This window comes from Streptomyces sp. S186, from assembly GCF_051603415.1.
GTDB lineage: Bacteria > Actinomycetota > Actinomycetes > Streptomycetales > Streptomycetaceae > Streptomyces.
Window position 1 is genome coordinate 3184224 of sequence record NZ_CP193932.1, and the last position, 17670, is coordinate 3201893.

Sequence of the window (17670 nt, forward strand, 5' to 3'; positions counted from 1 at the left end):
GGGCGGCCCGGCCGGACGCGCTCACCCGCGCCGGGACAGCATCCACGGCTCGACGACGCCCAGACCGCGTACCGGCCGCTGCCACATCGGCTGCAGCGCGAAGCGGTACGGGGGCGGCGGGCTGCCGGTGCCCTCCTGGGCGGCCTTCTCCGCGGCCGCGGCATCCGCCTCGGACACCGGTGCGTCACCGGTCCGCCCCAGCTCCTCCGCGAACGCCTCGTCCACCAGCACGGTGTCCTTCGGCGCTATCGAGGTCAGCCGGCTGGCCAGATTGACGGTCGTCCCGAAGACATCGCCCATACGGGTCGTGACCGTGCCGAACGCGATGCCCACCCGCAGCTCGGGCATCGTCTCGTCGTGGCCCATCGTCTCGATCAGCCGCAGCCCGATCTCCGCGGCGATGCCCGCGTCGTCCGCCGCGAACAGCACCTCGTCGCCGAGGGTCTTGATGAGCCGGCCGCCATGCGCGGCGACCAGGTCGGCGGCGGTGGTCTCGAACGCCTCGACCAGCTCGCCCAGTTCCTCCTCCTCCAGCCGCCGCGTCAGCCGCGTGAACCCGACCAGGTCGGCGAAGCCGACGGCCAGCCGACGGTTCACCATCTCCGCGTCGTCCTGGGCCTGGACGACCCGGCCGGTGGCCGCGGCCAGCTGCCGCCGCCACACATAGACCAGGAACTCCTCCAACTCCGGGAGCAGCAGCTCGACCAGCGGGTACGTGATCTCCGTACGGGTCAGGCCGGAATCCTGGGGCTCGGTCAGCCCCTCCAGGAACGAGTCGATCTGCCAGTCGGCGAGCCGCGCCGTGGTCTGGCCGGTGGAACGGGCGACCTGCACCGCCATCGCCTCGCTCAGCAGCCCGGCCTCGACGAGGCCGGCGAGCCGGCGCAGGGCCAGCACATCGGCCTCGGTGAGGGCCTTGACCTGGCCGATGTCCGCGAAGCCCATGGCTCGCCAGAAGCGGGCCGCGAGGTCCATGGAGACGCCGGCGCTGCGGGCCGCCTGGAACGGGGTGTAGCGGCGCTCGGCCCCGAGGATGAGTTGTTCGAGCTTGACGGCGATGTTGTTCTCGGCGTTCTCCGAAGCGTTGTCCTTCTCCGAAGCGTCGTCGCCCTCGCCGTCGTTGGCGTCACCGCCGCCGTTGCCGTCGCCGCTCTCATCGCTGCCGCCGGTGACCCCCTCGGCGGCGCCGTCGCTCCTCGCGGGGTCGCCCGCGGGCTCGCCCGCAGGGGCCTCCCCCACCGCCTCGCCCTCGGCGTCCGCGCCGCGCGGGGTGGCTCCCGACTCGTCGGCGGTCACCGGCCGCTCCCTGTCCGTTCCCTGCGCACGGCCCTTCCGATCTCGCTGCTCGCCCATGATCCGCTCCCTGCGACGGATCGCCTCAACGATACGGCAGGTGTGCTCTGCCTCACGTGTCGCTGCGCTTGGCTTGTGGCCCTCGTGGTGGTGGCGGTGGGTTTGTTGTTCCGCCGGACCCGGTGGGTGGGTGGTTGCTCGCCGTGGCGGCGGGAGGTGGTTTGTGGCCGCCCCACGTCGTCGGCTGCGCGCGCCGTGTCGGCTGGGGTTCTTCGCCCACGCTCCGGTGGGTGGGGGTCGGAGGGGCTGCCCCGGAACCCGTCCTCGGTGCGGGCGCATCTGCTCAGTCAGATGACGAATACCCCGGCGTTCGCTCCAGATCCTGCGGGCGGGCTCCGGGACATCCCCTCCGACCCGGCGCCGTCGGCGGCGTTCCCACCGTCTCGGTACCGGTCGGCTACGTGGGGAGTCCCCTGCGGCGCCGCAGCCGAGTGCGGCTCCCCGGTTTCCCATCCGGGGCGGCTGCCGTCTCTGTGGCGGTCAGTTACGGCCAGACTCCCCGCGCAGACTCCCCACGGCCTCGTCCACCGGCTTCGTCTACGGGCGGGGCGGCGGTCGGCTACGCGGGCGCGCCCCAGGAGGCGTTCCTACAGCGGAAGTGCCCCCGTACGGTCAGGTGGCGTGACCTATGAGGTGGGTCGAGCGGTGAGGTGGGATGCCCCGGACCGGACGCAGCGGGCTGGACACGGACCGGACGCCGACCGGAGACCCCCGCCCGGGCGCCGCATGCACGCAAGCGCCCCCACCCGGGCGCCGCATGCGCGCAAGCGACGGGCCCGCAGGCGCCGCTGACAGGTGCGGCTTCGTCGGGCCGTGGCGGCGGGGGTGACGGTCCGGTGCGAAGTGGCGGGAAAGTCGGCGACGGCGCAGGCCGGAGGGGATGTCCCGGGGTGCGCCCGCAGGATCTGGAGCGAACGCCGGGGTATTCGTCATCTACGTACCAGATGCGCCCGCACCGAGGACGTACCCCGGGGCAGCCCCTCCGGCCCCACCCACGGCGAGAAGCCGAGGCCACGCCAGCCCCCACCACAGCCGCAGCCAAACCACCGCGCCCCACACCGGCGCCAGCCGACAACGTGGGGCGGCCACGAAAACACCCCCGCCGCCACGGCGAGCAACCCGAAGCCGCCAGGGTCCGGCGGAACAGGAACCCACCGCCACCACCACGTGGGAAGCAAAAACCTACGCCGACCTGAGATGAACGATGTCCCCCGCCCCCACCGGCTGTTGGACCCCGTCCGCCGTCGCCAGTACGAGCCGCCCGTCCGCGTCCAGCGCGACCGCTTCTCCCTCGATCGAGCGGTCGCCCGGCAGCAACGCCCGCACCCGCCGCCCCAGCGTCGCGCACCCCGCCGCATACGCCGCCTGGAGGCGGCACCCGCCCGGATCCCCGTCCGCCGCCTGCCACTCGCCGTACCACTCCTCCAGGGAGCGGAGCACCGCCCGCAGCAGCGGGTCCCGGTCGGTGTTGGCGGCGCCCGCGAGGGCGAGCGAGCCGGCGGTGGGGACGGGAAGTTCGTCGGCGGTGAGCGAGACGTTGAGGCCGATGCCGAGGACGACGCCGTCGGCGGCGCGTTCGGCGAGGATGCCGCCGGCCTTCCGTTCCGCGCCGTCCACCGTGACCAGCAGGTCGTTGGGCCACTTCAGCGAGGTGTCGACGCCGGCGGTGCGGGCGAGCGCGGCGGCCGTGGCCACCCCGGTGAGGAGGGGGAGCCAGCCCCAGCGGTCCGCCGGCACGGCCGGGGTGAGGTAGACGGAGACGAAGAGGCCGGAGCGCGGCGGCGCCGACCAGCGGCGGTCCAGCCGGCCGCGGGCGGCGGTCTGCTCCTCGGCGACGAGGACCGTCCCCTCGCGCAGCCCGCCGGCCGCCGCCCGCTCGGCGAGGTCGGTGTTGGTGGACCCGGTGGCGGGGACAACGTCCAGTGAGGACCAGAGCGAGCCGGGCCGGACGAGGGCCCGGCGCAGCGCGTTGGCGTTCAGCGGCGGGCGGCCCAGATCACTCCAGCGACCGGCGTCTTTGTCCCGGTTTTCCGGCGGTTGAGGCGTCATGGCCCCAGCCTAGGTGTGGTCAACGACGCAGTGCCGGAGAGCAGTCCCGCCGATACGCTACGAGTCGGTAGCCACACCCGTACCTCCCTCGGTTACGAGTGCCAGTCCAGGACGAGCAGGAGCCGCATCCCGATGTCCGAACCGGAAGCAAACATCCACACCACCGCGGGCAAATTGGCGGATCTGCAGCGGCGGATCGATGAAGCCACCCATGCCGGCTCCGCCCGCGCGGTGGAAAAGCAGCACGCCAAGGGGAAGTTGACGGCGCGTGAGCGCATCGATCTCCTCCTGGACGAGGGCTCGTTCGTCGAGCTCGACGAGTTCGCCCGGCACCGGTCGACGAATTTCGGGATCGAGAAGAACCGGCCGTACGGAGATGGCGTCGTCACGGGATACGGGACCGTCGACGGGCGGCCGGTGTGCGTGTATTCGCAGGATTTCACCATCTTCGGCGGCTCGCTGGGCGAGGTCTACGGCGAGAAGATCGTCAAGGTGATGGACTTCGCGCTGAAGAACGGCTGCCCGGTCATCGGGATCAATGACGGCGGCGGGGCGCGTATTCAGGAGGGTGTGGCCGCGCTCGGGCTGTTCGCGGAGATTTTCCGGCGGAATGTGCACGCGTCGGGTGTGGTGCCGCAGATTTCCCTGATCGTGGGGCCGTGCGCGGGCGGTGCGGTGTATTCGCCGGCCATAACGGATTTCACGGTGATGGTCGACCAGACGTCGCACATGTTCATCACCGGCCCGGACGTCATCAAAACGGTGACGGGCGAGGACGTCGGTTTTGAAGCGCTGGGCGGGGCCCGTACGCACAACACCACGTCGGGTGTGGCGCACCATATGGCGGGCGACGAGAAGGACGCCATCGAGTACGTCAAGGGGCTGCTGTCGTACCTGCCGTCCAACAATCTGTCGGATCCGCCGGCATTTCCGGAAGAGGCGGACCTGGCGGTTTCCGACGCCGACCACGAGCTGGACACCCTGATCCCGGATTCGGCGAACCAGCCCTACGACATGCACACCGCGATCGAGCACGTGCTGGACGACGGTGAATTCCTGGAGACCCAGGTGCTGTTCGCGCCGAACATCCTCACCGGGTTCGGGCGGGTCGAGGGCCATCCGGTCGGCGTGGTGGCGAATCAGCCGATGCAGTTCGCGGGCTGCCTGGACATCAAGGCGAGCGAGAAGGCCGCGCGGTTCGTGCGCACCTGCGACGCGTTCAATATCCCGGTGCTGACGTTCGTCGACGTCCCGGGCTTCCTGCCGGGGACGGACCAGGAGTACGACGGGATCATCCGGCGCGGCGCCAAGCTGATCTACGCCTACGCGGAGGCGACGGTTCCGCTGATCACCGTGATCACCCGGAAGGCGTTCGGCGGCGCGTACGACGTCATGGGCTCCAAGCACCTGGGCGCCGACCTGAACCTCGCGTGGCCGACCGCGCAGATCGCGGTGATGGGCGCGCAGGGCGCGGTGAACATCCTGCACCGCCGGACGCTGGCGGCGATCGAGGACCCGGCCGCGCTGGAGACGCGCCGCCAGGAGCTGATCCAGGAGTACGAGGACACCCTGCTGAACCCGTACGTCGCGGCCGAACGGGGCTATGTCGACGCGGTGATCATGCCCTCCGAGACCCGGCGGCACATCGTCCGTGGACTGCGCACGCTGCGCAACAAGCGGGAGGCGCTGCCGCCGAAGAAGCACGGCAATATCCCGCTGTAGTCCCGCCGCAGGCCGTAGGAGGTCGGTTGACGATGATCAAGGTCGTACGGGGCAATCCCACACCTGAGGAGTTGGCTGCCGCGCTGGCGGTGGTGCAGGCCCGGGCGGCGGCGGTGGCCGCCGGCGTCGCCCCCGAGGAGCGCGGGCACGGCGGCGAGTGGGCGGATCCGGCGGCGACGGTTCCCCGCCGGTCCCGGATGCCCCACCCGGGGCCGCGGGCCTGGCGGACCAGCTTCTGGCCGCGGTGACCAGGCAGTATGAGGTCGGTGCACGATGCACTGACTAGTCCTTCGCGAGGCGGCGCCTGAGTACGCGTACTCAGGCGCCGTCGCCGTGCGGGGCGGGAGGATCGAGGCCATGCTGTGGTCCGATCCGCCCGACGAACCGCCCGAGGAGCTGCGCGAGGTGCAGGCCAAGCTCCGTCGGATGGGCTTCGTGCTGGCTGCGGCGATCATGATGGGGACACTGGTGCTCCTGATGCGGTGACGCCGCCCGGGGTTCCCGCGGTTCCCGTCCCGCAGTTCCCGTCCCGCGATTCCCGGCGCGTACGGCAAGGCGGCCGCGCCCCTGCCGCCCCATGGCCCCTCCTCCTGACTGTGGCCCCTCCCTCCCCATGGCCCTCATCACTCCCCTTCACTCCCCGCAACCACAGCGGCCAAAATCGCCTCTTTCTCTCTCGACAGTGCAATTCGGGCAGGCGGCCGCGCGGTGACCGGCCGGACCGCGGTGCCGCGGTGGAGGGGAGACCATGAACAGGCCGCTCAGACACATAGCCGTCTTCTGCGGGGTGCTGCTACTCGCCCTGCTGGTCCGGGTGACCTGGGTGCAGTTCGTACAGGCCGACCGGCTCGCGAACGACACCAACAACCGCCGGGTCAAGATCGAGGCGTACTCGTACCCGCTCGGCAACATCATCGTGGACGGCAAGCCGATCACCGGGTCCGCGGAGACCAGCGGCGACTTCAAGTACAAGCGCACCTACACCGACGGCGCGATGTACGCCCCGATCACCGGCTACGCCCGGCAGGCGGCGGGCGAGACCATGCTGGAGGGCGTCTACCGCAAGGTGCTCAGCGGCAAGGACGACCGGCTGTTCTTCAACCGGGCGCGGGGCATGCTGACGGGCGAGAAGCCGCGCGGCGGTGACGTCCTGACCACCATCAGCGAGAAGGCGCAGAAGGCCGCGTACAAGGGGCTGACCGATCTGCACGCGACCGGCGCGGTGGTCGCCCTCGACCCGCGGAGCGGCAAGATCCTCGCGATGGCCAGCACGCCGTCCTACGACCCGTCGAGCTTCGCCGGGCTGACGGGCGCGGAGGGCAAGAAGTACCTCGCCCTCGACAACGACAAGTCCAAGCCGATGAACAACCGGGCGCTGCGCGAGATCTACCCGCCCGGCTCGACCTTCAAGGTGCTCACCGCGGCCGCCGCCCTGGAGCACGGCACGGTCACCGACATCAACGCCTCCTCCGGCGCCCCCGCCCCGTACACCCTGCCGCAGACCCGCACCCAGGTCCCCAACGACATCAAGACGGCGCCCTGCGACAAGGCGTCGTTGAAGACGGGTATGCAGTGGTCCTGCAACAACGTCTTCCTGGACGCCGCGCACAAACTGGGCACGGACAGAATGCGGGAGACCGCGGAGAAGTTCGGCTTCAACGAGGAGCTGTTCGTCCCGGTCCGCGCCGCGAAGAGCGGCTATCCCGCCAAGCTCGACCAGCCGAAGACCGCACTGACCGGTATGGGCCAGGGCGATCTCACCAGCACTCCCCTCCAGATGGCGATGGTCGCCGCCGGTATCGCCAACAACGGCAAGGTGATGAAGCCGTACATGGTCGAGGAACTGCGCGGCCCGGATCTTTCCACGATCGAGAAGTTCGACCCGGAGCCGCTGCACCCGAAGGACCCGCAGGCGGTTTCCGAGAGCACCGCGAAGAAGGTGCAGGAAATGATGGAGTACACGGTCTCGGACGGCACCGCGTCGAAGGCGAAGATCGACGGGGTGACGGTCGGCGGCAAGACCGGGACCGCGCAGCACGGCGTGAACGTCGATGACGAGCGGCCGTACGCCTGGTTCGTCTCCTACGCGAAGCTGCCCGACGGGAGTTCGCCGGTGGCAGTGGCGGTCTTCGTCGACCCGAAGGACATGGACATTCCGCGTTCGGACATCGCCGGCGGAAAGCTGGGCGGCCCGATCGCGAAGTCGGTGATGCAGGCGGTGCTCAACAAGTAGCGGTAGGTAAAGGGACAAGGAGCGCGGACGCGGCGGAGGTGAGCGGGTCGAGGGCCGGTGCCGGCCCCGGCCCACTCGCGTCCGCCGCGTCCGTACGATGGCGGGCATGACCGACGCTTCCCGCCGCCTCGTCCTCGCCTCCCAGTCCCCGGCCCGTCTCGCTCTGCTCCGGCAGGCCGGACTGGCGCCCGAGGTCGTGATAAGCGGCGTCGACGAGGACGCACTCACCGCCGCCACCCCGGAGGAGCTGGCCCGGGTGCTGGCCGAGGCGAAGGCCATCGCGGTGGCGGCCCGGCCGGAGGCCGCGGGCGCGCTGGTCGTCGGCTGCGACTCGGTGCTGGAGCTGGACGGGCGGGCGCTCGGCAAGCCGGCGGACGCCGAGGACGCCACGGCCCGCTGGAAGTCGATGCGCGGCCGGTCCGGGATCCTGCGCACCGGCCACTGCGTGATCGACACCGCGTCGGACCGGCGGGTCTCCGCCACCGCCTCCACCACGGTCCGGTTCGGCGAGCCCAGCGACGCCGAGATCGCCGCCTACGTGGCGAGCGGCGAACCGCTGTACGTGGCGGGCGCGTTCACCCTCGACGGCCGCTCGGCGCCGTTCATCGACGGCATCGACGGCGACCCGGGCAATGTCATCGGCCTCTCGCTGCCGCTGCTCCGCCGCCTCCTCGCCGACCTGGACGTGACGATCACCGACCTGTGGGCGTGAGGGGCGGGCGGGCCGGCACGTGAGGCCGAACGGAGCCCGCCGCGGCGGGGGTTCGCCCGGTGCGTGCGGGACGGGCCCGCCCCACCCCGGCCGGGCTCAGGCCGGCGCACCGTCCCCCGTCGGCCCCCCGGCGGGGCTTCCGGCCGGGTCCGGGGCTTGGTCCCCGTAGGCGATCAGGGTGAAGACCAGGAGCGCGAGCGGTACGGCCATGGTGGCGAACGCGGGCCAGCCGACGAGGCCGGCGCAGAGCGCGGCGGCGACGCCCTGCACCACCGCGCAGCAGATCAGCGCGATCCGCGCCAGGCGGCCGGGGGCCCGGTCGCGCAGCGCGCCGTACGCCAGCACCGCGGCGCAGCAGAGCAGGAAGAGGGCGAGGACCGCGCCGCCGGCCCAGGTGCCGGCGGACATCGCGCCCGGCCGCAGCCCGGCCAGGGACATCTGCTGCCGGTCGACCACGATGCTCATGATCCAGTTCAGCAACAGGATCCCGGCCGCTTCCAGGACCAGGAGCACCGCCGCCATCAGGGCCACCGGTCTGCGCGCAGTCACCACCCCGTCCACCCCACTTCCGCCGTCATGCGCGGCCGTGCGCCGCCCTGCGCCGCCGCGCGCCGTCGTTACGAGCCATTCCCAGGAGTACGAGCTGTTACCAGGAGTACAGAAGCATCAGGCACGCTACTAACGGGTAATGGTCGCGGCAAGGGGTCTGCACCACCGCATCCGACCCCCCTTCGACCTGCCCTCGCCCCCCGCGCCCACCCGAAAACTTTCACTCGCCCATTCGTAGGGACTCCACAAAGAATTGACGGTCCGCCGGGCGTCCGCAGTTCGAGACCTAAGCCACACCGTGCCGCGCGCCGGAGCCCCGGAATCCGGGCCTACCCTGGGATTCCAACGGACTTTGGTCCCCCACCAGCGCCGCGTGCACGCTCCGTGTGGGCAAGCTCACCCCAGGGAACGGGTCGGCACGCGGTGTCGCCAGTCCCTAAACTCGCTGCGTTCAGTGTGTTGCGGCGTAGCGCCAAGGAAGGACCCATCGTGCGCAAGGTGCTCATCGCCAACCGTGGCGAAATCGCTGTCCGCGTTGCCCGTGCATGCCGGGATGCCGGGATCGGGAGCGTAGCGGTCTACGCCGACCCGGACCGGGACGCTCTGCATGTCCGCGCCGCGGACGAGGCATACGCCCTGGGCGGTGACACCCCTGCCACCAGCTACCTGGACATCGCCAAGGTCCTCCAGGCGGCGGCCGATTCCGGCGCGGACGCGATCCACCCGGGCTACGGCTTCCTCTCCGAGAACGCCGAGTTCGCGCAGGCCGTGCTGGACGCCGGCCTGACCTGGATCGGCCCGCCGCCGCACGCCATCCGCGACCTCGGCGACAAGGTCGCGGCCCGGCACATCGCCCAGCGGGCCGGCGCCCCGCTGGTCGCCGGCACCCCGGACCCGGTCTCCGGGGCCGACGAGGTCGTCGCGTTCGCCGAGGAGCACGGGCTGCCGATCGCGATCAAGGCGGCGTTCGGCGGCGGCGGCCGCGGCCTGAAGGTCGCCCGCACTCTCGAAGAGGTCCCCGAGCTCTACGACTCCGCGGTCCGCGAGGCGGTCGCCGCCTTCGGCCGCGGCGAGTGCTTCGTCGAGCGCTACCTCGACCGCCCGCGGCACGTCGAGACCCAGTGCCTGGCCGACAAGCACGGCAACGTGGTCGTCGTCTCCACCCGTGACTGCTCGCTGCAGCGCCGCCACCAGAAGCTCGTCGAGGAGGCCCCCGCGCCGTTCCTGAGCGACGAGCAGAACGCCGAGCTGTACCGCGCCTCGAAGGCCATCCTCAAGGAGGCCGGCTACGAGGGCGCCGGCACCTGCGAGTTCCTCGTGGGCCAGGACGGCACCATCTCCTTCCTGGAGGTCAACACCCGTCTCCAGGTGGAGCACCCGGTCACCGAGGAGGTCACCGGCCTGGACCTGGTCCGCGAGATGTTCCGGATCGCCGACGGCGAGGAGCTGGGCTACGACGACCCGGCGGTGCGCGGCCACTCCTTCGAGTTCCGCATCAACGGCGAGGACCCGGGCCGCAACTTCCTCCCGGCGCCCGGCACGGTCACCAGGTTCGACGCGCCGGCGGGCCCGGGCGTCCGCCTGGACGCGGGCGTGGAGGCCGGCTCGGTCATCGGCCCGGCCTGGGACTCCCTGCTGGCCAAGCTGATCGTCACCGGCGCCACCCGCGAGCAGGCCCTCCAGCGGGCCGCCCGGGCGCTGAACGAGTTCCAGGTGGAGGGCATGGCCACCGCCATCCCGTTCCACCGCACGGTCGTCAAGGACCCGGCGTTCGCCCCCGAACTGGCCGGTTCCGCCGAGCCGTTCACGGTCCACACCCGGTGGATCGAGACCGAGTTCGTCAACGAGATCCCGCCGTTCACCGCGCCCGGTGGCGAGGAGGGCGAGGCGGACACCCGCGAGACCGTCGTGGTCGAGGTCGGCGGCAAGCGGCTGGAGGTCTCGCTGCCGGCGTCGCTCGGCATGCCGCTGGCCCGGGCCGCGGTCGCCGGGGGTGCCAAGCCCAAGCGCAAGGCCACCAGGAAGACCGGCAGCGCGGTCTCCGGTGACACCCTGGCGTCCCCGATGCAGGGCACCATCGTCAAGGTCGCCGTCGAGGAGGGCCAGCAGGTCGCCGAGGGCGAACTGGTCGTCGTCCTGGAGGCGATGAAGATGGAGCAGCCGATCAACGCGCACCGCTCGGGCACCGTCAAGGGCCTGACCGCCGAGGTGGGCGCGGCCCTCACCTCCGGCGCGGTGATCTGCGAGATCAAGGACTGAGCGAGAGCAGGGACTGATCGGCCCTCGGGCCGTCACAAGGGGCGGGCTCCCGGTACACCGCGTACCAGGAGCCCGCCCCTTTCCCCCCTTTTCTTCGTTTTCCGTCGCCTTCCTTGGTCTTCCGTCGCCTTCCTTGGTCTTCCTTCGTCGCCGGCGACGGTCGCTACGACTTGCCGACGACCTCCTCCGGGAACAGCAGCGTCCGGCTCATCCACTGGAGCGCGGCGGGCAGTTCGCGTCGCCAGGTGGCGAAGTTGTGGCTGCCGTGGTCGAGGACGATCGAGTCCGCCTTCATGGGCGGGCGGACCGCGGCCAGGAACGCCCGGGCCGCCGGGTAGTTCTTCTCGCCGCTGCGGCTGGTGCCGATCAGGACGTTGACCTCGGGGGCCGGCAGGTGCGCCAGCCGCCACATCAGGTCGTGCTCCGCGCGCCGCCGGCCGCGGTCCTTGTCGTCGCCGAAGAGGTTGCCGGTGGTGGGGTCGGTGGAGATCTTGTAGTCGGGCGAGAGGGCGGCCGCGGCGGTGTAGGTGCGCGGGTGGCGCATGGCGAGCTGGAGGGCGCAGCTGCCGCCGGAGGAGTAGCCGAGCAGGCCCCAGGCGCCCGGGTCGTGGCCCACCCGGTAGTGCGACTTCAGGGCGTCCGGGACGTCCTGCGCGAAGAACGTCTCGGTCTGCGGGCCGCCGGGGACGTCGACGCACTCGGTGTCGCGCGGCGGCGCGATGGTGGGCCGCATCATCACGATGACCGTCGGCTGGAGGGTGCCGTCGCGGACCAGTTTGGCGGCCGTCTCCGGCACCCGCAGGTGCTGGCCGAGCAGGAATATCCCGCCCGGGTAGCCGCTGAGCGCCACCACGACGGGGAACCGCTGGCGGGCGTACTGCTTCTGGAAGTACTGCGGTGGCAGATAGACGTACGCGGCATCGGCGACCCGGGTTCGCTTGCCCACGATCCGTACGGTCTCGACCTTGCCGTTCTTCTCCGGCGGGCCCTTGGGCACCCCGTGGACCTTGTCCAGGCCCTGCGGTCCGGACGCCTGCACCAGCCCCTTCGACGGGTCGCCGGCGGGCCCGGCACTGCCCTGGTCGCCCCACTTGCCGACGGCGGCGGGCGCCCCGTCGTACATGCCGAGGAGTTCGTGCCAGGAGGCGTAGAACTGGAAGTTGGTGTTCACCACCAGGCCGAGCGCGGCCACGACGGCCAGCTGGGTGCCGGCGATCACGCCGAGCCGCCCCAGCACCGCGCGCGGCCCGCGCCCGGAGAACCGCGGCCAGATCCAGACGGTGAGCCCCACACAGGCCACGGCGAGGGCGATCACGGCGTACAGCAGCGGCCGGCTGGTCAGTCCCATGCATGTTCCCCAGACGTTCCCGGACGGCTCCCGGACGACCCCGGAAGCCCCTTTGCGCCTGGTTTGATGGCCGCTGGGAGGGCGGCGTTGCGGCCTTTCCCAGGAGTTCGCCGGCCCGACGGCACCGGTACGCCGGCCGGTCACCGGCCGGCCGCCGGGCGTCCACCGTCCACACCCCCGCCCGCCGGCCGGCACCGCGATGGCATGCTGGACGCGGGATCGAGGAAGGACGGCGGGATGGGGACCGACACGGCAGGGCAGCGGCGGGCGGGGCGGGCCGCCGCGGCGGCGGGGCCGGGGGCCGCGGGGACGGCCGCGGCGCGCCCCATGCGGGCCGATGCGCGCCGGAATTACGAGCGGTTGCTGGCCGAGGCCCGGACGGCGTTCACGGAGCACGGCACGGACACCTCGCTGGAGGACATCGCGCGCCGCGCCGGCGTCGGCATCGGCACCCTCTACCGCCACTTCCCCAACCGCACCGCCCTGATGGGCGCGGTCTTCCAGGGCGAGGTGGAGGCACTGCTCGGCTACGCCCGGGAGCTGGCCGACGCCCCGCAGCCGTGCACCGCGCTGGTGGACTGGCTGCGCGCGCTGATCACGCACGCCGGCACCTACCGGGGCCTGTCGCGGGCGCTGATGACGGCGTCGGCGGACGAGAGCTCGGGGATGGCGCGCTGCCGCGTCCCGCTGGGCGAGGCCGGGGCCGCGCTGCTGACCCGGGCACAGCAGGCCGGAGCGGTGCGCCGGGGCGTCGTCATCGGCGATCTGCTCCAGCTCACCAACGGCATCGCGCTGGCCGCCGAGGAGTCCCCGGACGATCCGGAGCTGGCCGACCGGCTGCTGACGCTGACCCTGCGCGGACTGAAGCCGGACCCGGCGGACCGGGACACGGGGGCGTAGGCCCCGGCGGGCCGGGACAACACACCTGGAGCGCTTCTGACGGTCGACGGGGTGCGGGCGGCACCGGGCCGGACGTTCCGGCCCGCCGGCGCCCGCGTCCGCGACCCGTTCAGCGCCGCCGGGGCGCCAGATCGGCCACCCGGCCGTCCCCGAGCGAGCCCGCCGAGCGCAGCTGCGGGGCCCCGGGCGCGGCGCCCGGGTGGCTGCGGCGCTGGCCCGGCAGCGGCACGTCCCGCCGTGGGTTCCGGCGCTCCGGAGGGGCGGCGTCCATGCCCGGCTGGGCCGGTGCCGCTCCGGTGAGCGAGCCGCTGGCGACGGCGATCTGGACGCCCTGGTCGGCCAGTGCCTGCAACTCGGTGGCGGCCCGGTCGTCGTGGGCGGGCGGCTCATCGGTGACGAGCCGGGTGATGACGTCCGTCGGCACGGTCTGAAACATGGTGTCGGAGCCGAGCTTGGTGTGGTCGGCGAGCACCACCACCTCCCCCGCGGCCTGCACCAGCGCCCGGTCGACGCTGGCGGAGAGCATGTTGGAGGTGGAGAGCCCGCGTTCGGCGGTCAGGCCGCTGCCCGACAGGAAGGCGCGGGAGACCCGCAGCCCCTGGAGGGACTGTTCGGCCCCGCTGCCGACCAGCGCGTAGTTGGAGCCGCGCAGGGTCCCGCCGGTCATCACCACCTCCACGCGGTTGGCGTGGGCCAGGGCCTGGGCGACGAGGAGGGAGTTGGTGACGACGGTCAGGCCGGGGACGCGGGCGAGCCGGCGGGCCAGTTCCTGGGTGGTGGTCCCGGCGCCGACGACGATGGCCTCGCCCTCCTCGACGAAGCCGGCCGCGAGATCGGCGATGGCCGTCTTCTCGGCGGTCGCGAGGTGGGACTTCTGCGGGAAGCCGGATTCCCGGGTGAAACCTCCTGGTAGGACCGCACCGCCGTGCCGGCGGTCGAGCAGTCCCTCTGCCTCCAGCGCCCGCACGTCGCGTCGTACGGTCACTTCGGAGGTCTGGACGACACGGGCGAGCTCACGGAGCGAAACCGCTCCGTTTGCGCGCACCATTTCTAGGATCAGTTGGCGACGTTCTGCAGCGAACACGAAACTGACAGTAACGCCAACGACCGTCTGTTTTCAGCAGGTTGCACCAATTAACGGAAGTTGTTCACACGGCGTCGCTTCACGTGGTATGCGGCATGCACATGCCTCGACCCTCGTCACTGTGCGTGTTCAAACCCGCTCGTTGCCTGGTCAGTTGCACTGTTGGGCAATCGACCGCGGACCCCAGTCCGAGGCGTCCGGTCCCGCCCGTGAAGGACCGTTTCACCCCAAGTGCCCACCGTGGGCACAAATATTCCATGGTCCGGCTTGCGGGGCACCGGTCAGCCGCCGGCCGTCTTCCGGGTGTGCAGCTGCCGCGCGACCTCGGCGATCGATCCGGACAGCGACGGGTAGACGGTGAAGGCGCTGGCGATCTGCTCGACCGTCAGGTTGTTGTCGACCGCGAGCGAAATCGGGTGGATCAGTTCGCTCGCCCGCGGCGAGACCACCACACCGCCGACGACGATGCCGGTGCCGGGCCGGCAGAACAGCTTCACGAAGCCGTCCCGGATGCCCTGCATCTTGGCGCGCGGGTTGCGCAGCAGCGGCAGCTTCACCGCCCGGGCGTCGATCACGCCGTTGTCGACGTCGGCCTGGGAGTAGCCGACGGTGGCGATCTCGGGGTCGGTGAAGACGTTGGCGGAGACCGTCTTGAGGTTGAGCGGGGTGACCGCGTCGCCGAGGAAGTGGTACATCGCGATCCGGCCCTGCATCGCGGCGACCGACGCCAGCGCGAGGACGCCGGTGCAGTCGCCCGCGGCGTAGACGCCGGGAGCGGTGGTGCGGGAGACCTTGTCCGTCCAGATGTGCCCGGAGTCCTTCAGCCTGACCCCGGCGCCCTCCAGGCCGATCCCCTCGGTGTTCGGGATGGAGCCGACCGCCATCAGGCAGTGCGTGCCGGAGATCGTCCGGCCGTCGGCGAGGGTGACCTCGACGCGGTCGCCCACCCGCTTGGCGGACTGCGCCCGGGACCGCGCCATGACGTTCATCCCGCGGCGGCGGAAGACGTCCTCCAGCACGGCGGCGGCGTCCGGGTCCTCGCCCGGCAGCACCCGGTCGCGGGAGGAGACCAGGGTGACCCGGGACCCCAGCGCCTGGTACGCGCCGGCGAACTCGGCACCGGTGACGCCGGATCCGACGACGATGAGCTCCTCGGGCAGCTCGGTGAGGTCGTAGACCTGCGTCCAGTTCAGGATCCGCTCGCCGTCCGGCTGGGCGTCGGGGATCTCGCGCGGGTGGGCGCCGGTGGCGATCAGCACGGCGTCGGCGATCAGGCCCTCGGTGGAGCCGTCGGCGGCGGTGACCGTGACCTTGCGCGAGCCGTCCGGCGCCTGGCCCGGCTCCAGCCGGCCGCGGCCGCGCAGCACCCGGCCGCCGGCGCGGGTGACCGAGGCGGTGATGTCGTGGGACTGGGCCAGCGCCAGCCGCTTGACCCGTCGGTTGACCTTGCCGAGATCGACGCCGACCACCCGCGCGGGACGGTCCTTGGAAGGGCCCGCGGCGCAGCCGCTGTGCGACTCCGGGTCCCCGACGATGATGCCCAGCTCCTCATAGGAGGAGTCGAAGGTCGTCATCACCTCGGCCGTGGCGATAAGGGTCTTCGAGGGGACGCAGTCGGTCAGCACCGACGCCCCGCCCAGACCGTCGCAGTCGACGACGGTCACCTCCGCGCCGAGCGAAGCCGCCACCAGGGCCGCTTCGTATCCGCCGGGTCCACCACCGATGATCACGATCCGAGTCACGTACTCCATTGTCCCGCACGCCCGACGACGGCTCTCCCCCGGGGGCGCGGAGGCGGCCCGACGGGCGCCGGGCGTGTGCTCTCGCCAGCCGGTCGTACGAACCTCCGGTACCACGAGCCCAATGGGGAACCTCCCGTACCCTCGGAAGCATGTCGCTCTACGCCGCGTACGCCGGCAACCTCGACGCGCGGCTGATGTCCCGCCGCGCACCGCACTCGCCGCTGCGCGGCACGGGCTGGCTGAACGGCTGGCGGCTCACGTTCGGCGGGGAGCAGATGGGGTGGGAGGGCGCCCTGGCGACGGTCGTCGAGGACCCCGGGTCCCAGCTCTTCGTCGCGCTCTACGACATCGCCCCGATGGACGAGGAGTCCATGGACCGCTGGGAGGGCGTCGGCCTGGGCATCTACCGGCGGATGCGGGTCCGGGCGCACACCCTCGACGGCGACGAGGCCGCCTGGATCTACGTCCTCAACGGCTACGAGGGCGGCCTCCCCTCGGCCCGCTATCTGGGCGAGATCGCCGATGCCGCCGAGTCCGCCGGCGCCCCGCACGACTACGTCATGGAGATCCGCAAGCGCCCGTGCTGACGCGAGGGCGCCCAGCAGACCCGACACCCCCTTTGGCAGATGCCACAAGCCAACGCCTCCAGGCCCGTGGGCAGCGACATCTACGCGCGTAGGGGATTACCGGCTACCCTCGTCCGCGTGAACGCATCTGTTACCCCGGACATCGACCCGAAGGGCGCCGCGGACGCCGCGGCGGCCCGCCTCCGCGAGCTCACCGGCGCCGAGACCCACGACGTCGCCCTGGTCATGGGGTCGGGCTGGGCCCCGGCCGCCGAGGCCCTGGGCGCCCCCGAGCACGAGTTCCCGGTCACCGAGCTGCCCGGCTTCCCGCCGCCGGCCGTCGCCGGCCACGGCGGCAAGATCCGCTCGTACAAGATCGGCGAGAAGCGCGCCCTGGTCTTCCTGGGCCGCACCCACTACTACGAGGGCCGCGGGGTCGCGGCGGTCGCGCACGGCGTCCGCTCCGCCGTCGCCGCCGGCTGCAAGACCGTGGTGCTCACCAACGGCTGCGGCGGCCTGCGCGACGGCATGCGCCCCGGCCAGCCGGTCCTGATCAGCGACCACCTCAATCTCACCGCCACCTCCCCGATCGCCGGCGCCAACTTCGTCGACCTGACCGACCTGTACTCGCCGCGGCTGCGCGCGCTGTGCAAGGAGGTCGACGCGAGCCTGGAGGAGGGCGTCTACGCCCAGCTCCCCGGCCCGCACTACGAGACCCCGGCCGAGATCCGGATGCTCCGCACCATGGGCGCCGACCTCGTCGGCATGTCCACCGTCCTGGAGGCGATCGCCGCCCGCGAGGCCGGCGCCGAGGTCCTGGGCATCTCGCTGGTGACGAACCTCGCCGCCGGCATGACGGGCGAGCCGCTGAACCACGAGGAGGTGCTCCAGGCGGGCCGCGACTCCGCGATCGCCATGGGCACCCTGCTCGGCCAGGTCCTCAGCAAGATCTAGATGAGTGTGTCCGAAGTCCCGCCTGCCTCGCGGCGTCTGGCACGGCACCTCGCGGCGTTGCCGAAACGTCCCGATAGCTCCGCTATCAGGCCGCTCCGGCGCCTTGCGATGTACCGCACCAGACGCCGCGAGGCCCGCCCTTCGGGCGGACGACGGGACTTCGGACACACTCATCTAGCCGCTTCCGACGGAACCGGCC

Annotated in this window: 15 protein-coding genes; 9 read left to right on the forward strand and 6 right to left on the reverse strand. The window is 72.0% G+C overall.

The window, feature by feature from the left end:
* Nucleotides 1-21: 21 nt before the first annotated feature.
* The gene (locus ACRAS8_RS13250) at nt 22-1296 is read right to left on the reverse strand and encodes an adenylate/guanylate cyclase domain-containing protein (RefSeq protein ID WP_438490457.1); all 1275 of its coding nucleotides are present in this window, start codon (nt 1294-1296) and stop codon (nt 22-24) included.
* A 1239-nt stretch (nt 1297-2535) separates the two neighbouring features.
* Nucleotides 2536-3402, reverse strand: a complete 867-nt coding sequence (locus ACRAS8_RS13255) for a biotin--[acetyl-CoA-carboxylase] ligase (protein WP_438486129.1) — start codon at nt 3400-3402, stop codon at nt 2536-2538.
* A gap of 132 nt (nt 3403-3534) precedes the next feature.
* Between ACRAS8_RS13255 and ACRAS8_RS13260 the strand changes: the two genes are divergently transcribed.
* The 5 genes from ACRAS8_RS13260 (at nt 3535) to ACRAS8_RS13280 (ending at nt 8069) form a co-directional block, all read left to right on the forward strand.
* Nucleotides 3535-5124: an acyl-CoA carboxylase subunit beta gene (locus ACRAS8_RS13260; RefSeq protein ID WP_438486130.1), complete on the forward strand. Its 1590-nt coding sequence runs from the start codon at nt 3535-3537 to the stop codon at nt 5122-5124.
* Between the two features lie 32 nt (nt 5125-5156).
* Entirely contained in the window at nt 5157-5372 is a 216-nt protein-coding gene (locus ACRAS8_RS13265; protein WP_438490459.1) for an acyl-CoA carboxylase epsilon subunit, read from the forward strand.
* A 109-nt stretch (nt 5373-5481) separates the two neighbouring features.
* On the forward strand, nt 5482-5610 hold the full coding sequence (gene mmpB, locus ACRAS8_RS13270) for a morphogenic membrane protein MmpB (protein ID WP_438486131.1): 129 nt from the start codon (nt 5482-5484) through the stop codon (nt 5608-5610).
* Nucleotides 5611-5872: 262 nt separating this feature from the next.
* Nucleotides 5873-7357: a peptidoglycan D,D-transpeptidase FtsI family protein gene (locus ACRAS8_RS13275; RefSeq protein WP_438486132.1), complete on the forward strand. Its 1485-nt coding sequence runs from the start codon at nt 5873-5875 to the stop codon at nt 7355-7357.
* 106 nt (nt 7358-7463) lie between these two features.
* A complete protein-coding gene (locus ACRAS8_RS13280) occupies nt 7464-8069 on the forward strand; it encodes a Maf family protein (RefSeq protein ID WP_438486133.1) in 606 nt (201 codons plus the stop codon).
* A 96-nt stretch (nt 8070-8165) separates the two neighbouring features.
* On the opposite strand, the gene ACRAS8_RS13285 is transcribed toward ACRAS8_RS13280, so the two are convergent.
* Nucleotides 8166-8630, reverse strand: a complete 465-nt coding sequence (locus ACRAS8_RS13285) for a hypothetical protein (protein WP_438486134.1) — start codon at nt 8628-8630, stop codon at nt 8166-8168.
* A 477-nt stretch (nt 8631-9107) separates the two neighbouring features.
* On the opposite strand from ACRAS8_RS13285, the gene ACRAS8_RS13290 reads away from it, so the two are divergent.
* Nucleotides 9108-10877, forward strand: coding sequence for an acetyl/propionyl/methylcrotonyl-CoA carboxylase subunit alpha (locus ACRAS8_RS13290; protein WP_438486135.1), 1770 nt, complete (start codon nt 9108-9110; stop codon nt 10875-10877).
* A gap of 163 nt (nt 10878-11040) precedes the next feature.
* Here the strand turns inward: ACRAS8_RS13290 and ACRAS8_RS13295 are convergent, their stop codons facing one another.
* Nucleotides 11041-12225: an alpha/beta hydrolase gene (locus ACRAS8_RS13295; RefSeq protein WP_438486136.1), complete on the reverse strand. Its 1185-nt coding sequence runs from the start codon at nt 12223-12225 to the stop codon at nt 11041-11043.
* Between the two features lie 327 nt (nt 12226-12552).
* Here ACRAS8_RS13295 and ACRAS8_RS13300 point away from each other — a divergent pair, with 327 nt between their 5' ends.
* The gene (locus ACRAS8_RS13300) at nt 12553-13125 is read left to right on the forward strand and encodes a TetR/AcrR family transcriptional regulator (RefSeq protein ID WP_438490460.1); all 573 of its coding nucleotides are present in this window, start codon (nt 12553-12555) and stop codon (nt 13123-13125) included.
* Nucleotides 13126-13234: 109 nt separating this feature from the next.
* Here the strand turns inward: ACRAS8_RS13300 and ACRAS8_RS13305 are convergent, their stop codons facing one another.
* Both ACRAS8_RS13305 and ACRAS8_RS13310 read right to left on the reverse strand, forming a co-directional pair.
* On the reverse strand, nt 13235-14209 hold the full coding sequence (locus ACRAS8_RS13305) for a DeoR/GlpR family DNA-binding transcription regulator (protein ID WP_438486137.1): 975 nt from the start codon (nt 14207-14209) through the stop codon (nt 13235-13237).
* A gap of 281 nt (nt 14210-14490) precedes the next feature.
* Entirely contained in the window at nt 14491-15960 is a 1470-nt protein-coding gene (locus ACRAS8_RS13310) for an NAD(P)H-quinone dehydrogenase (protein WP_438486138.1), read from the reverse strand.
* Nucleotides 15961-16100: 140 nt separating this feature from the next.
* Here ACRAS8_RS13310 and ACRAS8_RS13315 point away from each other — a divergent pair, with 140 nt between their 5' ends.
* Together ACRAS8_RS13315 and ACRAS8_RS13320 are read left to right on the forward strand one after the other, a co-directional pair.
* Complete coding sequence (locus ACRAS8_RS13315) at nt 16101-16538, forward strand: gamma-glutamylcyclotransferase (protein WP_018541767.1); 438 nt, start codon at nt 16101-16103, stop codon at nt 16536-16538.
* A gap of 117 nt (nt 16539-16655) precedes the next feature.
* Nucleotides 16656-17471, forward strand: coding sequence for a purine-nucleoside phosphorylase (locus ACRAS8_RS13320; protein ID WP_438486139.1), 816 nt, complete (start codon nt 16656-16658; stop codon nt 17469-17471).
* Nucleotides 17472-17670 lie beyond the last annotated feature (199 nt).

Coding starts and splice junctions, on each gene's coding strand:
- ACRAS8_RS13255 (WP_438486129.1), bottom strand. CDS start 3,402: ATGACGCCTCAACCGCCGGAAAACCGGGACAAAGACGCCGGTCGCTGG.
- ACRAS8_RS13260 (WP_438486130.1), top strand. CDS start 3,535: ATGTCCGAACCGGAAGCAAACATCCACACCACCGCGGGCAAATTGGCG.
- ACRAS8_RS13265 (WP_438490459.1), top strand. CDS start 5,157: ATGATCAAGGTCGTACGGGGCAATCCCACACCTGAGGAGTTGGCTGCC.
- mmpB (WP_438486131.1), top strand. CDS start 5,482: ATGCTGTGGTCCGATCCGCCCGACGAACCGCCCGAGGAGCTGCGCGAG.
- ACRAS8_RS13275 (WP_438486132.1), top strand. CDS start 5,873: ATGAACAGGCCGCTCAGACACATAGCCGTCTTCTGCGGGGTGCTGCTA.
- ACRAS8_RS13280 (WP_438486133.1), top strand. CDS start 7,464: ATGACCGACGCTTCCCGCCGCCTCGTCCTCGCCTCCCAGTCCCCGGCC.
- ACRAS8_RS13295 (WP_438486136.1), bottom strand. CDS start 12,225: ATGGGACTGACCAGCCGGCCGCTGCTGTACGCCGTGATCGCCCTCGCC.
- ACRAS8_RS13300 (WP_438490460.1), top strand. CDS start 12,553: ATGCGGGCCGATGCGCGCCGGAATTACGAGCGGTTGCTGGCCGAGGCC.
- ACRAS8_RS13310 (WP_438486138.1), bottom strand. CDS start 15,960: ATGGAGTACGTGACTCGGATCGTGATCATCGGTGGTGGACCCGGCGGA.
- ACRAS8_RS13315 (WP_018541767.1), top strand. CDS start 16,101: ATGTCGCTCTACGCCGCGTACGCCGGCAACCTCGACGCGCGGCTGATG.